The sequence below is a fragment of the Pseudomonas danubii genome, assembly GCF_042980055.1.
GTDB classification, from domain to species: Bacteria; Pseudomonadota; Gammaproteobacteria; order Pseudomonadales; family Pseudomonadaceae; genus Aquipseudomonas; species Aquipseudomonas danubii.
This window is the reverse complement of record NZ_CP116502.1, coordinates 550,836-565,010: the sequence shown is the minus strand read 5'-3', so window position 1 is coordinate 565,010 and position 14,175 is coordinate 550,836. Positions and strand designations below refer to the sequence as shown.

At 59.4% G+C, this 14,175-nt stretch carries 11 protein-coding genes; all 11 read right to left on the bottom strand.

Features of this window, described 5'->3' with window-relative positions; all coding sequences use genetic code 11:
• Positions 1-22 precede the first annotated feature (22 nt).
• Entirely contained in the window at positions 23-1,252 is a 1,230-nt protein-coding gene (locus PFZ56_RS02730; RefSeq protein WP_170002863.1) for a multifunctional CCA addition/repair protein, read from the bottom strand.
• Positions 1,253-1,317: 65 nt separating this feature from the next.
• On the bottom strand, positions 1,318-2,880 hold the full coding sequence (locus tag PFZ56_RS02725; RefSeq protein WP_102861926.1) for a SpoVR family protein: 1,563 nt from the start codon (positions 2,878-2,880) through the stop codon (positions 1,318-1,320).
• Positions 2,877-4,151, bottom strand: coding sequence for a YeaH/YhbH family protein (locus PFZ56_RS02720; protein ID WP_102861925.1), 1,275 nt, complete (start codon positions 4,149-4,151; stop codon positions 2,877-2,879). Before PFZ56_RS02720 ends, PFZ56_RS02725 begins: the two co-directional genes overlap by 4 nt.
• 118 nt (positions 4,152-4,269) lie before the next feature.
• Entirely contained in the window at positions 4,270-6,192 is a 1,923-nt protein-coding gene (locus PFZ56_RS02715) for a PrkA family serine protein kinase (RefSeq protein WP_016967942.1), read from the bottom strand.
• A 299-nt stretch (positions 6,193-6,491) separates the two neighbouring features.
• Positions 6,492-6,821 (bottom strand): thiosulfate sulfurtransferase GlpE, encoded by a 330-nt coding sequence (glpE, locus tag PFZ56_RS02710; protein WP_102861924.1) that lies wholly within the window; start codon positions 6,819-6,821, stop codon positions 6,492-6,494.
• A gap of 33 nt (positions 6,822-6,854) precedes the next feature.
• The gene (locus tag PFZ56_RS02705) at positions 6,855-7,724 is read right to left on the bottom strand and encodes a symmetrical bis(5'-nucleosyl)-tetraphosphatase (protein ID WP_170002862.1); all 870 of its coding nucleotides are present in this window, start codon (positions 7,722-7,724) and stop codon (positions 6,855-6,857) included.
• Positions 7,724-8,104 (bottom strand): Co2+/Mg2+ efflux protein ApaG, encoded by a 381-nt coding sequence (gene apaG, locus PFZ56_RS02700; RefSeq protein ID WP_025131262.1) that lies wholly within the window; start codon positions 8,102-8,104, stop codon positions 7,724-7,726. The genes PFZ56_RS02705 and apaG overlap by 1 nt, the downstream gene beginning before the upstream one ends.
• Before the next feature lie 126 nt (positions 8,105-8,230).
• Entirely contained in the window at positions 8,231-9,043 is an 813-nt protein-coding gene (rsmA, locus tag PFZ56_RS02695; protein ID WP_102881042.1) for a 16S rRNA (adenine(1518)-N(6)/adenine(1519)-N(6))-dimethyltransferase RsmA, read from the bottom strand.
• On the bottom strand, positions 9,040-10,029 hold the full coding sequence (gene pdxA / locus PFZ56_RS02690) for a 4-hydroxythreonine-4-phosphate dehydrogenase PdxA (protein ID WP_123389776.1): 990 nt from the start codon (positions 10,027-10,029) through the stop codon (positions 9,040-9,042). The genes rsmA and pdxA overlap by 4 nt, the downstream gene beginning before the upstream one ends.
• Positions 10,026-11,342, bottom strand: coding sequence for a peptidylprolyl isomerase SurA (gene surA / locus PFZ56_RS02685; protein ID WP_170002861.1), 1,317 nt, complete (start codon positions 11,340-11,342; stop codon positions 10,026-10,028). The genes pdxA and surA overlap by 4 nt, the downstream gene beginning before the upstream one ends.
• Positions 11,323-14,148, bottom strand: a complete 2,826-nt coding sequence (locus PFZ56_RS02680; protein ID WP_170002860.1) for an LPS-assembly protein LptD — start codon at positions 14,146-14,148, stop codon at positions 11,323-11,325. Before PFZ56_RS02680 ends, surA begins: the two co-directional genes overlap by 20 nt.
• Between the last annotated feature and the right edge of the window lie 27 nt (positions 14,149-14,175).

The window sequence follows — 14,175 nt, the reverse complement described above, 5'->3', positions numbered from 1 at the left end:
CTGGAGCCTTGTCAGCAGTTTCTCAGGATGCGTGCTGTTCCTTGTAGGTCTTGATTGCCTTCAGTCGCTCCAGCCTCAGCGCCTCACCCAGTTCCGGGCCTTTGAAGCCCTGCTCCAGTAAAGGTTGAACCGCCACTGAGCGCGCCGCGTTGGCGGCGCCGTGCAGGTAATCTGCTTGGGGGTAAGGTCGTGACTCCAGCCCCAGGCGACCACGGGCGTCCATTTCGCAAGCAGCAATGAACTCTTCAAAGCGCTGCGGACGGCGGAAGACGTCGAAGCTTTGCAGCAGCTCAAGCAGTGTCGAAGCCTTCAGTTCCTGGGCCTTGTGGGCGTGGGTGTGATACTGCCCCACCAACAGCGCCAGCTCCTGGCATTCCCGTGGGGCCTTGAAGCGCTCATTGACGGCCTTGATCAGTTCAAGTCCCTTGTGCTCGTGACCAATGTGGCGTGGCCACTCCTCCTCGGGTGTCACGCCTTTGCCCAGGTCGTGGAGCAGGCAGGCCCAACGTACCGAGAGGGGCTGCTGGTGCAGCGCTGCTTGCTGCAACACGCTCAGGGTATGCAGGCCGGTGTCTATTTCCGGATGATGGGTCGGTGGCTGGGGAACGCCGAATAGTGCGTCGACCTCAGGTATCAATACGGCCAGGGCGCCGCAGTCACGCAATACCTGGATAAAGACCTGAGGCTGATCCTCCATCAGGGCGCGAGACATCTCCTTCCAGCTGCGTTCCGCCGTCAGGGCTTGAAGCTCGCCTGACTCGCTGAGTTGGCGCATCAATTCAAGTGTCTCAGGGGCCACGCTGAAGCCCAGGTCGGCGTAGCGCGCGGCAAAGCGTGCCACTCGCAGAACTCGCAGGGGATCTTCGGCGAATGCCGGTGAAACATGGCGCAACAGCCGGTTTTCCAGATCCTTTTGACCGTTGTAAGGATCAGTCACAAGACCCTGATCATCTTCGGCCATGGCGTTGATCGTCAGGTCGCGGCGAATCAGGTCCTCTTCCAGGGTGACTTCCGGGCTGGCATGGAAAGTAAAACCGCCGTAACCCCGTCCACTCTTGCGCTCGGTTCGAGCGAGGGCATATTCCTCGCCGCTCTTGGGGTGCAAAAACACTGGAAAATCGGCGCCCACCGGGCGAAAGCCCCTGGTGATCATGTCTTGCGCATTGGCGCCCACCACGACCCAGTCGACGTCGGTGACTGGTCTGCCCAGCAGGCGATCGCGTACAGCACCGCCGACTTTATAAATCCGCATAAAAAACCTCCGTTAGCGCGACAGGATAACCCTTGTGCCGCGCTAACGGAGGCTCGTTCTTGGGCTCAGAGGTGTATGACTGCCAGGTCCAGTCGTCCGTAGTCGTTTTCGTTGTGATCGCTTCTCGGCGGTACGTGAAGGGTTTTTATCACCTGATCGCCCTGCAGGGTTTCCAAGTGAATATCGAAGCCCCAGAGGCGGTGCAGGTGCTTGAGCACCTCCTCGGTGGAATCCCCCAAGGGTTTGCGATCGTGTTGCTGATGGCGCAGGGTCAGTGAGCGGTCGCCACGACGGTCGATGCTCCAGATCTGCACGTTGGGTTCTCGGTTGCCCAGGTTGTATTGCGCGGCCAGGGTTTCCCGAATGATTCGATAGCCGCTTTCATCATGGATTGCTGGTACCAGCAGGTCATCCTTCTGGTCGTCATCCATGATGCTGAACAGCTTGAGGTCGCGGATCACCTTGGGCGACAGATACTGCAGGATGAAGCTCTCATCCTTGAAGCTGCTCATGGCGAACTTGATGCTCGACAGCCAGTCGGTGCCGGCCAGTTCCGGGAACCAGCGGCGATCTTCTTCGGTGGGGTCTTCGCACATGCGGCGGATGTCCCGGTACATGGCAAAACCCAGAGCGTAGGGGTTGATGCCGTTGTAATAAGGGCTGTCGAATCCCGGCTGATAAACCACGCTGGTGTGGGAGGCGAGGAATTCCATCATGAAGCCGTCGGTGACCAGGCCTTCGTCATACAGGTCATTCATCAGGGTGTAATGCCAGAAGGTGGCCCAGCCTTCGTTCATCACCTGGGTCTGGCGCTGCGGGTAGAAGTACTGGGCGATCTTGCGCACGATGCGGACAATTTCTCGCTGCCAGGGCTCCAGCAACGGCGCATGTTTTTCGATGAAATACAGGATGTTTTCCTGAGGCTCGGCGGGGAATCGCGCGTTGTCCTTGTCGCTGTATTTGTCCGCGCCTTTGGGAATCGTGCGCCACAGGTCGTTGATCTGTTTCTGCAGGTGCTCTTCCCGATCCTTCTGCCGACGCCGTTCTTCCTCGGCGGAGATCGGGTAAGGCCGCTTGTAGCGATCGACGCCGTAGTTCATCAGGGCATGGCAGGAATCCAGCAGATCCTCCACGGCATCGATGCCATGGCGTTCCTCGCATTGCATGATGTACTGCTTGGCGAACACCAGATAATCGATGATCGAGCTGGCATCGGTCCAGGTGCGGAACAGGTAGTTGCCCTTGAAGAAGCTGTTGTGGCCGTAGCAGGCGTGGGCCACCACCAGGGCCTGCATGCAGATGGTGTTCTCCTCCATCAGATAGGCGATGCAAGGGTCTGAATTGATCACGATCTCGTAGGCCAGTCCCATCTGACCACGGCTGTAGGACTTTTCGGTACTGAGAAAGTGCTTGCCGTATGACCAATGGTGATAACCCAAAGGCATGCCCACCGAGGCGTAGGCATCCATCATCTGCTCGGCGGTGATCACCTCGATCTGGTTGGGATAGGTATCCAGAGCATAGCGAGCCGCAATACGGCTGATTTCGCGGTCGTAGGCCTGGATCAGCTCGAAGGTCCATTCCGAGCCCGTTGAGATGGGTTGGCGCTTCTGCTCTCTGGCGGTCATGTCACTAACCTGCGCTGGAAGAGTTCACGGAAGACCGGATAGATATCGCCGGCCGAAACCAATTGTTGCTGGGCGAACGTGTCGGAGAAGGCCTCGGCGATACGTTCGTACTCGAACCACAGGGCCTGGTGCTCACGTGGAGTGATCTCCACGTAGGTGTAGTACTGCACGAAAGGCATGATCTGGTTGATCAGGATATCGCGGCAGATGGGCGAGTCATCGTTCCAGTTGTCGCCGTCGGAGGCTTGTGCGGCATAGATGTTCCATTCGTTGCTCGGGTAGCGCTCGGCCATGATTTCCTGCATCAGCTTCAGCGCGCTGGAGACAATGGTCCCGCCGGTTTCCCTGGAATAGAAGAACTCTTCCTCATCCACTTCCCGGGCGCTGGTGTGGTGGCGGATGAAGACGACGTCGATCTTGTCGTAGTTGCGCTTGAGGAACAGGTACAAAAGGATGAAGAAGCGTTTGGCGATGTCCTTGGTCGCCTGGGTCATGGAGCCGGATACGTCCATCAGGCAGAACATCACCGCCTTGGAGCTGGGGTTGGGCTGTTTCACCAGCAGGTTGTATTTGAGGTCGAAGGTGTCGAGAAAGGGCACGCGGTGAATCCGCGCACTCAGGCGTTCGATTTCAGCTTCCAGTTCCTGGATATCGCCGAAGTTGTCCGGTTCTTCCCGCTTCAGTCGCTCAAGATCCTCCTTGGCCTCCCGCAGCTTGGCCCGGCTGCTGCCGGACAAGGCAATGCGTCGGGCGTGGGCCGAGCGCAAGGTGCGGATGATGTTGATCCGCGATGGGTTGCCTTCGTTGCTGATCCCGGCACGCACGGTCTTGAAGGTGTCTGTCCCGGTCAGGTTGCGTTTGACCAGGTTGGGCAGCTCCAAATCCTCGAACATGAACTCGAGGAACTCTTCCTGGGTAATCTGGAAGACAAACTCATCCATGCCTTCGCCGGAATTGCCTGCCTTGCCGCGGCCAGCACCGCCTCCACCGCCGCCTTGAGGCCTGGCGATATGTTCGCCTGCTGTGAATTCCTTGTTGCCGGGATGGACCACGGTCTGTTTGCCGCCACGGCCGTGGTGCAGCACCGGTTCGTCGATGTCCCGTCCGGGAATACTGATTTGTTCGCCATGCTCCATATCGGTGATGGAGCGGCGGCTGACGGCCTCTTCGACGGCCTTTTTGATGTGGTCACGGTAGCGCCGCAGAAACCGCTGGCGGTTCACCGTGCTCTTGTTCTTGCCATTGAGACGTCGGTCGATCACATAGCTCATGGGCCCCTCCGGGGAGCTTCAAGACATAAGCCTCAAGCCGTAAGTCACGCTGCAGCAGAGCCTGTGAGGGCTCTACGGCACCGCGCTTGCAGCTTGTGGCTAGAAGCTTGCAGCTGCTTTACTGCGATTTTCTGACCCGCAGATACCATTCGGACAGCAGCCGTACCTGTTTGTCGGTGTAGCCGCGCTCGACCATTCGTGTGACGAAGTCGTTGTGTTTCTGCTGATCCTCCTTGCTGGCCTTGGCGTTGAAGCTGATGACCGGCAGCAGATCCTCGGTGTTGGAGAACATTTTCTTCTCGATGACCACCCGCAGCTTCTCGTAGCTGAGCCAGGTGGGGTTCTTGCCATTGTTGTTGGCTCGTGCCCGCAGGACGAAGTTGACGATTTCGTTGCGGAAGTCTTTCGGGTTGCTGATGCCCGCAGGCTTTTCGATCTTCTCCAGCTCTTCGTTGAGGGCAACGCGATTGAGGATTTCGCCGGTTTCCGGGTCGCGGTATTCCTGATCCTGAATCCAGAAGTCCGCGTAGAGCACGTAACGGTCGAAGATATTCTGGCCGTACTCGCTGTAGGACTCGAGGTAGGCAGTCTGGATCTCCTTACCGATGAACTCGATGTAGCGCGGTGCCAGGTACTCCTTGAGGAAGCGCAGGTAGCGCTCGCGGGTTTCTGCCTGGAACTGCTCCTGCTCGATCTGCTGCTCCAGCACATACAGCAGGTGCACCGGGTTGGCCGCCACTTCATGGGGATCGAAGTTGAAGACTTTTGACAGGATCTTGAAGGCAAAGCGGGTCGATAGGCCATTCATGCCTTCATCGACGCCGGCACTGTCGCGGTACTCCTGGATCGACTTGGCCTTGGGATCGGTGTCTTTCAGGTTCTCGCCGTCATAGACGCGCATCTTCGAGTAGATATTGGAGTTTTCCGGCTCCTTGAGGCGCGACAGCACAGTGAACTGTGCCAGCATCTTCAGGGTGTCGGGGGCGCAATGGGCCTTGGCCAGCGAGCTGTTGAACAGCAGCTTGTCGTAGATCTTCACCTCATCGCTGACACGCAGGCAGTAAGGCACCTTGACGATGTAGATACGGTCAATGAAGGCTTCGTTGTTCTTGTTGTTGCGGAAGGTGTGCCACTCCGATTCGTTGGAGTGGGCCAGCAGGATGCCGGTGAAGGGGATCGCCCCCAGCCCTTCGGTGCTGTTGTAGTTGCCTTCCTGGGTGGCGGTGAGCAATGGGTGCAGCACCTTGATCGGTGCCTTGAACATTTCGACGAACTCCATCAGGCCCTGGTTGGCCCGGCACAGTGCCCCGGAGTAGCTGTAGGCGTCGGCGTCGTTCTGCGGGAATTCTTCCAGTTTGCGGATATCCACCTTGCCCACCAGGGCCGAGATGTCCTGGTTGTTCTCGTCCCCGGGCTCGGTCTTGGCCACGGCGATCTGGTTGAGAATCGACGGGTACAGTTTCACCACCCGGAACTGGCTGATGTCACCGCCGAACTCCGCCAGGCGCTTGGTGGCCCATGGCGACATGATGGTGTTGAGGTAGCGCCGCGGGATGCCGAAGTCTTCTTCGAGAATGGCGCCATCTTCCGTGGCATTGAACAGGCCCAGCGGCGATTCGAAGACCGGGGAGCCCTTGATGGCGTAGAAGGGCACTTTTTCGATCAGTTGCTTGAGCTTCTCGGCCAGGGACGATTTACCACCGCCCACCGGACCCAGGAGATAGAGGATCTGTTTCTTCTCTTCCAGGCCCTGAGCAGCGTGGCGGAAATAGGAGACGATCTGGTCGATGCATTCTTCCATGCCATGGAAGTCTTCAAAGGCCGGATAGCGCCGGATTACCTTGTTGGAGAAGATTCGCGACAGCCTCGAGTTGGTCGAGGTGTCCAGCAGCTCGGGCTCGCCGATGGCCAATAGCAAGCGCTCGGCAGCGGATGCATAGGCGCTTCGGTCCTTTTTGCACAGTTCCAGGTATTCCTGCAGCGAAAACTCTTCCTGGCGTGTGGATTCGAAGCGTTGTTGGAAGTGGCTAAAAATACTCATGACGTCACCTCGCTCGATACGTGGAGCCGGCGTCGGATCAGTCAGTCAAGTGCTGGCATGCAACTGAAAGCCCAGTTGCTGTTTACCCCCCAGAACACTTTCAAAGCTATCGACCTTGAAAGCTAGTACCGATGACCCGCTCGCCGGTGTACCGGCTCTCCCCTGATTTGGATGGCCTGAGGCTAAGGATAGTTCGGAATCCGGGAGGTCAAGGCGAGATGGGGAATTAGTTGCGCACTACCGTTCGTCCGGTGGCGCGCAAGCCCGCGTAGTACGCGGGCTAGAGCTACTGAAAAAAATTATTCGGCGGTGCCCTGAGCGATTTCCGTCGGGTAGGTGCTGCGCCAAAGTTCGAAGCCGCCATCGAGGCTGTAAACGTCGGAAAAGCCCTGGCTCACCAGATACGCGGCAGCGCTCTGGCTGGAGTTGCCGTGATAGCAGACCACCACCAATGGGGCATCGAGGTCGGCACCGCGAATGAAGTCGGAAATGGAGTGGTTATCCAAGTGTTGCGCGCCGCTGATATGGCTCAGTGCATAGGTTTGCGGATCGCGGATATCCACGACCACTGCACCTTGTTCGCGCAGTGCCTGGGCCTGTTCTGGAGGGATGCGTTTGAATTCGCTCATGGCGGGCTCCTGGAGCTTGGTAATCAGCGCCGACTAGCGCTTTGCCGGGATGGGCAAGGGTTCGGGGGAAAGGGGCGCGGTATGCCCCTGGGCGTCGCAATCGCAGGTCAGGCGCACGCCGGTATCAACATTCAGCAAGGTCATGGCCCCGCCCCAGACGCAGCCGCTGTCCAGGGCAAAGATGCCGGGTTCGTTGCTATGGCCTTCCAGGGCTGCCCAGTGGCCGAAGATGATCTTCAGGTCCCGGGTCTTGCGCTCCTTGTGACTGAACCAGGGGGCGTAGCCCGGTGGTGCGGTGTTCAGCCCTTCCTTGCTCTTGAGGTCGAGCTTGCCTTCGCTGGTGCAGAAACGCATGCGGGTGAAGTAGTTGGTGATGACGCGCAGGCGGGTCACGCCCTTGAGGTCGCTGTCCCATTTGGCTGGGTCGTTGCCGTACATGCCATCGAGGAAGGGCTCGAAGAGGTTGTCGTCGCGTAGCGCTTCCTCGACTTCGGCGGCGCACTTGAGGGCCTTCTTCAGGGACCACTGCGGGGCGATGCCGGCATGGACCAGGGCCACGTTGCGGGCTTCGTCGTAGTGCATCAGCTTTTGCTGGCGCAACCACTGCAACAGTTCTTCGCAATCTGGGGCTTCAAGGATTTCCCGCAGCGTGTCGGACTTCTTCAGCCGTTCGATATTGCGCCAGGCTGCCAGCAGGTGCAGGTCGTGATTGCCCAGCACGCAAACCAGCGAATCGCGGATGGAATAAAGGTAGCGCAGGGTTTCCAGTGACTGTGGGCCGCGATTGACCAAGTCTCCCACCAGCCACAGGCGGTCCCGGGCAGGGTCGAACGCGACTTGTTCAAGCAGGCACTGCAGTGGTTCCAGGCAGCCTTGCAGATCGCCGACGGCGTAGGTTGCCATCAGTGCAGGGCCCCGGGGACCGCCAGGCGGAAGGGGGCAATGATGGCGTCGAACTGTTTGCCATCCTCGGCCAGCATCTGGTAACTGCCCTGCATGTTACCGACCCGGGTGGTCATCACCGTGCCGCTGCTATAGGTGTGGCTCTTGCCAGCGGCAATCAATGGCTGCTGGCCAACCACGCCAGCGCCACGAACCTCTTCTACATGGCCATCACCGTCGGTGATTACCCAGTGCCGGGACAGCAGCTTGGCTGGGAGTGATCCGTTGTTCTGAACGGTAATGGTGTAGGCGAAAGCGAAACGGTTCTGCTCGGGTTGCGATTGGTCTGCCAGAAAGCGGGTGACGACGCTGACGTCGACCTGATAACGAGGATCGGACATGCAAAAGGCCTTTAAAGCAAAGCGGGGCGCGGGACAAAGCTGATGGAGGTCAGTCTAGGTCAAGTATCGGGTAGTAAACCAGACATCCTGTCCGGCGTCCTACTCGATCTCGGGCAAGGGCGTTTCTCAGTCGTTGGCAGGCTTGGGCTGGTCGGCCAATTGATCGGCTAGGCGTACAAAGGCGGCCAGATCCAGCTGCTCGGGGCGCAGGCTGCCATCGACACCGGCGGCTTCGATCTCGGCGCTGCTGAGGAGGGCCTTGAGGGTATTGCGCAGTGTCTTGCGACGCTGGTTGAAGGCTTCGCGGACGATGCGCTCCAGCAGGCGATGATCCTTGGCTGGATGTGGCAGCACCGCGTGAGGTACCAGGCGCACGATGGCCGAATCAACCTTCGGTGGAGGATTGAAGGCGCCGGGGCCTACGTTGAACAGATGTTCCACTCGGCAGTGATACTGAACCATGATCGACAGGCGACCCCAGTCACCTCCACCAGGGCCAGCGGCCAGGCGCTCGACCACTTCCTTTTGCAGCATGAAGTGCATGTCGCGGATCAGCCCGGCGTTCTGCAGCAGGTGGAAGATCAGCGGGGTGGAGATGTTGTAGGGCAGGTTGCCGACCACCCGCAGGCTGCTTGGTGCGGCGCCCAGCGTATTGAAGTCGAACTTCAGGGCATCGCCCTGGTGCAGGTTGAAGTTGCTCTTGCCGGCGAACTGCTGGTTGAGGATCGGGATCAGATCCTTGTCCAGCTCCACCACGTCCAACTGGGCTCCGCTGCTCAGCAGGCCTTCGGTCAGGGCGCCTTGGCCCGGGCCGATTTCCAGCATGCGGTCTTCGGGTTTGGCGTGGATGGCCCGCAGGATACGGTCGATAACGCCGGCGTCATGCAGGAAGTTCTGGCCGAAGCGCTTGCGCGCCCGGTGTTGGTATTGCTCGCTCATAAACGGTTCTCGGCCATCTGGTAGGCGGTTTCCAGGGCGACCTGCAGGCTGCCGGTGTCGATCTTGCCGCTGCCTGCCAGATCCAGGGCGGTGCCGTGGTCGACGGAGGTGCGGATGATCGGCAGGCCGAGCGTCACATTGACGGCCGCGCCGAAGCCTTTGTATTTCAGCACGGGCAAGCCTTGGTCGTGGTACATCGCCAGCACTGCGTCGCAGTGCTCCAGATATTTGGGGGTAAACAGAGTGTCGGCAGGCAGTGGGCCGCGCAGGTCCATGCCTTCGGTGCGCAGACGCTCTAGGGTAGGTTCGATGATGTCGATTTCTTCGCGGCCCAGATGCCCGCCTTCACCGGCATGAGGGTTGAGTCCGCAAACCAGGATCCGTGGTTGGGCAATACCGAACTTGTGTTGCAGGTCGGCATGCAGGATTCGAGTGACTCGCTCCAGGCGTTCTGCGGTGATGGCATCGGCAATCTCCCGCAAGGGCAGGTGGGTGGTCACCAGTGCCACGCGCAGGCCGCGGGTGGCCAGCATCATCACCACCTGTTCGGTGTGGGTCAGGTCCGCAAGAAATTCGGTATGCCCGGAAAAGACGATCCCGGAATCGTTGATCACGCCCTTGTGCACAGGAGCAGTGATCATGCCGGCGAAGTGCCCATCCAGGCAGCCCTGGCCGGCGCGGGTCAGGGTTTCCAGGACGAAGGCTGCATTGGCCTGGTCCAGCTGGCCGCTGACCACCGGCTTGGCCAGAGGCGTGTCCCAGACATACAGGCTGTCTGCGGGTGCGGGTTCAGTCGGCAGTTGTTCCAGAGTCACCGGCAGCAGATTGACTGCCACACCCAACTGCGCGGCCCGCTCAAGGAGCAGGTCGCGGCTGGTGATGGCAATCAGGGGGTATGGCTGGGGTTGCGAGGCGAGCAGCAGGCACAGGTCAGGACCTATACCCGCCGGTTCGCCGGGTGTCAGAGCGAAACGTCTGGGTTTCACTGGGCCGCCTGTTCAGCGCCAGGCAGTTTGATCTCGACGTAGGCCTCATCACGGATCTGCCGCAACCAGGTCTGCAGCTCTTCGTCGTACTTGCGGTTACGCAGGACGGTCATGGCTTGTTGCTCGCGGGCCTGGCTGGTGCTGTCGGTGGCGCGACGGCCAAGGACTTCCAGTACGTGCCAGCCATAAGGGCTCTTGAACGGCTTGGACAGTTGACCTTGTGGGGTCTTGGCCATCACTTCGCGGAACTCAGGCACCAGGGCGTTCGGGTCGATCCAGTTGAGGTCGCCGCCGTTGAGCGCCGAACCCGGGTCTTCCGAGTAGCTTTTCGCCAGTTCGGAAAAGTCTTCGCCGGCTTCGATGCGGTCGTAGAGTTTTTGCGCCAGGCGCTTGGTCTCTTCTTCGCTGCGAATCTCGCTTGGCTTGATCAGGATGTGGCGCACATGCACTTCATCGCGCACCTGATTGCCGCCACCGCGCTTGTCCAGCAGCTTGAGAATGATAAAGCCGCCTGGGGTGCGCGCTGGTTGGGTGATATCGCCCACGGCCATTGCACTCAGTTCACGGTCGAACGGAGGAGGCAATTGAGCAGCTTTACGCCAGCCCATGTCGCCGCCTTCCAGGGCGTTGTCGCTGCCGGAGCGGGCAATCGCCAATTGCGCGAAGTCCGCACCTTGCTTGAGTTGCTGGTACACGTCCATGGCCTGGCGGGCGGCACTCTGAATCGCTTCGGAGTTGGCGCTTTCCGGGGTCGGGATCAGGATATTGGCCAGGTGCAGTTCTTCGGAGAGCTGCATCTTGCCCAGGTCCGAGGCCAGGAAGTTCTTCACTTCCTGTTCCGACACCTGAATACGCTCGGCCACCCGGCGCTGACGCACGCGGCTGATGATCATTTCACGGCGCACCTGGTCACGAGCGTCTTCATAAGACAGGCCGTCGCGGGCCAGAGCGGCACGGAACTGCTCGATGCTCATGCTGTTGCGCTGGGCAATGGTGCCGATGGCCTGGTTCAGTTCTTCATCGGTGATGCGGATGCCGGAACGTTCGCCAATCTGCAGTTGCAGGTTTTCAACGATCAGACGCTCCAGAACCTGCTGTTCCAGGACGCTGGTAGGCGGCACACCACCGCCACGCTTGGCGATGGTTTGCTGAACTTCGTTAACCCGCTGGTCCAACTGGCTCTGCATGACCACGTCGTTGTCGACGATGGCCACAACCTTGTCGATGGACTGCACTGCGGCGCTGGCCGCAGTGCTCAGGAACAGCGCGCCCAACATCAGCGGGCGCAGACAATCAGAAAGCTTGGTCTTCACGTTCACGATAACCTTGGATGCCTTTGTCGAGGAAGCTCTCTACTTTGGTGCCCATGACGCCACCGAGACCCTTCAGAACAATTTGGAGGAAGATGCCACGGTCGCCTTTCTCGTTCTCCGGAGCGTTCTGACTGAACTCGTCATACTTGACCCAGTAACGGCTGATCAGGCGCAGTTTCCAGCAGCAGTTGTCGTATTCGAAACCACCGAAGGCCTCGAGCGTGCGGTTACGGTTGTAGTCGTACTGCCAGCGGCTGATGGCGTTCCATTGCGGCACGATCGGCCAGATCACCGAGAAGTCATGCTGCTGGATCTTGTAGTAGTCCTTCACGTAGCCAGGCGTGCCTGGAGTGCCGTAGTCGCCGCCCATTTTCCAGGTACCGCTGTTCTGGTCGTAGCGGATCTGGTCGTTGCGATAGCGATAGCCGGCGTTGACCACCTTGTTCGGGTTGTCTTCAGGCTGGTAGTGGAACATCGCACTGCCGGAGCGTGCGGTGTGGCTATCCGGGTCCCAGTTGTACTCTGCGTTGGCGCGCCAGTCGCGGTTGAAACGGTATTCGTATTCAAGGGCGTAAGGCGAGACGTTGGACGTTGCATCGTCGCGAGTGCGGTAGTCGATACCCGGCAACTGGACGGTGCGATCCTTGAAGTACAGGGCCTGGCCAACGCTGACGCGCTGACGCTGGAAGCCGTTGTCTTCGATCCAGCGGCTGGTCACGCCCAGAGACAGCTTGTTCTCGTCGCCGACACGGTCTGAACCAGAGAAGCGGTTTTCACGAAACAGCGACGAGTAGTTGAAGGTGGATTCGCCGGTATCGAATACCGGGATGTCCTTCTGGTCTTCCTCGGGTACATAGAGGTAGAACGCACGCGGCTCCAGGGTCTGGCGGTAGTTCTTGCCGAACCATTGAGTGTCACGGTCGAAGTACAGGCCGCCGTCGACGCTGGCGATTGGGACGCCGCGGTTTTGTGAGCTCTTGTACGACTCACCCAAGGCAGCAGCTCTATTCCTGTTGGTGACCAAGTCGTCTTTGCCTTGGCCATCCAGATCAAGATTGTACTGGGTGTACATATACTTCAGGGATGGAGTCAGATAGCCATAGCTCCAGTTCAACGGCAGGCTGACACCGGGCTTGAGGTTCAAGCGATCACCATTGGCGCGGGCCAGGCCCGCTACGTTGGTGTCCAGGCGCGGATTGCCTACCAGCCCGGTGATAGGATCAATCGGTCCGCCATCTTTATCTGTGTAGTTGCCCTTCAGTAGATCCCGCTCAAACCGAACCAGCTCGGTTTCATAGGTGAAATCCAGACCTTGCGGATGGTACGGCAGGGCACCGTTGAAGGTGATCTGCGGCAGCTTGTTGTACGGAGTGATGTTGGAGACGCTTGCCAGCTCAAACGCTTGTACGTTGAGGCGTGCGGTGTAGTCATCGCCGCGGTAGGTCACTACGCCTTGCTGGTTGACGTAATCGTTAGTTTTCACGCCGATCTGATCGGTTTCCAGGTCCTGGAAGTAATACGGATCGCTGATCTTGGTGTAGTCGACCTCGGTCATCACCCGCGAATCAAGCCCGCCCTTGTGCTGCCAGTTGAGCATGTAACGGGTTTTTTCGTAGTCGGTCTGCTTCTTGCGATCGGTGTCGTCGTCGTTGAGGTAGGCGGCGCCGAACTGACCTTCGCTGCTCTTGGTCAGGTAGCGGAACTCGCCTTCCATCAACAGGCCGCGCTTGGACATGTAGCGCGGGTACAACGTGGCATCGTAGTTCGGTGCCAGGTTGAAGTAGTAGGGCGTGACCAGCATGAAGCCGGTATCGCCGCCTGTGCCGATGCTCGGCGGCAGGAAGCCGGACTGACGACGGTCGTCGATCGGGAAATAGATATACGGGGTGTAGAGCACCGGAATGTCTTTGACCCGCAAGGTCACGTTGGTCGCGGTACCGAAGCCGGTGGCCGGGTTCAAGGTGATGTTGTTGCCCTTGAGCTGCCAGGCGTTGCTGTTCGGTTCGCACGTGGTGTACGTACCATCCTTGAGGCGGATGATGGCGTTTTCCGCACGCTTGGCATACAGCGCACTGCCGCGAACCCGCGACTTGTGCATCACGTATTCGGCGTTATCGACCTTGGCTTCGCCAGTGTCGAGTTGCACGTCGGCGTGGTCGCCGACCATCAGCGTGCCGTTATCGCGGATGCGTACGTTGCCGCTGAGCTCGCCACGGTTCTCGGCCTGATACAGGTTGGCCTCGTCGGCTTCGACCTGCATGCTGCCCTGGCGCATGACCACGTCACCGGCCAGGGTCGCCACCTGTTCTTCCTGCTGATAACGCGAGGCCTTGGCACCGATAAAGGTGGGGGCGTCACTTTTATTCGTCTTGTCATTCATGCCAGGACGAATTGGTTCGATATAGGAACCAGAGCAGTAAGGACCGGTTTCGGCCAATTGAGCGGCGGTGAGCTTCTCGCGCGGTACCCAGTCGAGGTGGCTGTAGTCCGCGCTGCGGGACTTCAGACCCCGGCCTTTGGCCTCGGTGACCAGCACTGGCTTGTCGCCGGTAGCTTGTTCTGCGGTACCACTGTCGGTTGCGGTGGCGCCGTTGGAACTGACCGAGCTGGCATCGTGAATCGGCCGTGGAGGCAGTGGGGCTGCACTGGCTTTCGGCGCACAGGCCCAGCCACCCGAAGCAGAGACTGAGCAGTCATACTGTTCCGCGGCGACCACGAAGGAAGTGGCTAGAGGTTGCAGGGCCAGCAAACCGCCGGTAACCAGCAACGGAAATTTTTTACGAAACGCGGGGGATTTCAATGCCATCTTATTAGTCCGGGCTTCCTGCGTGCC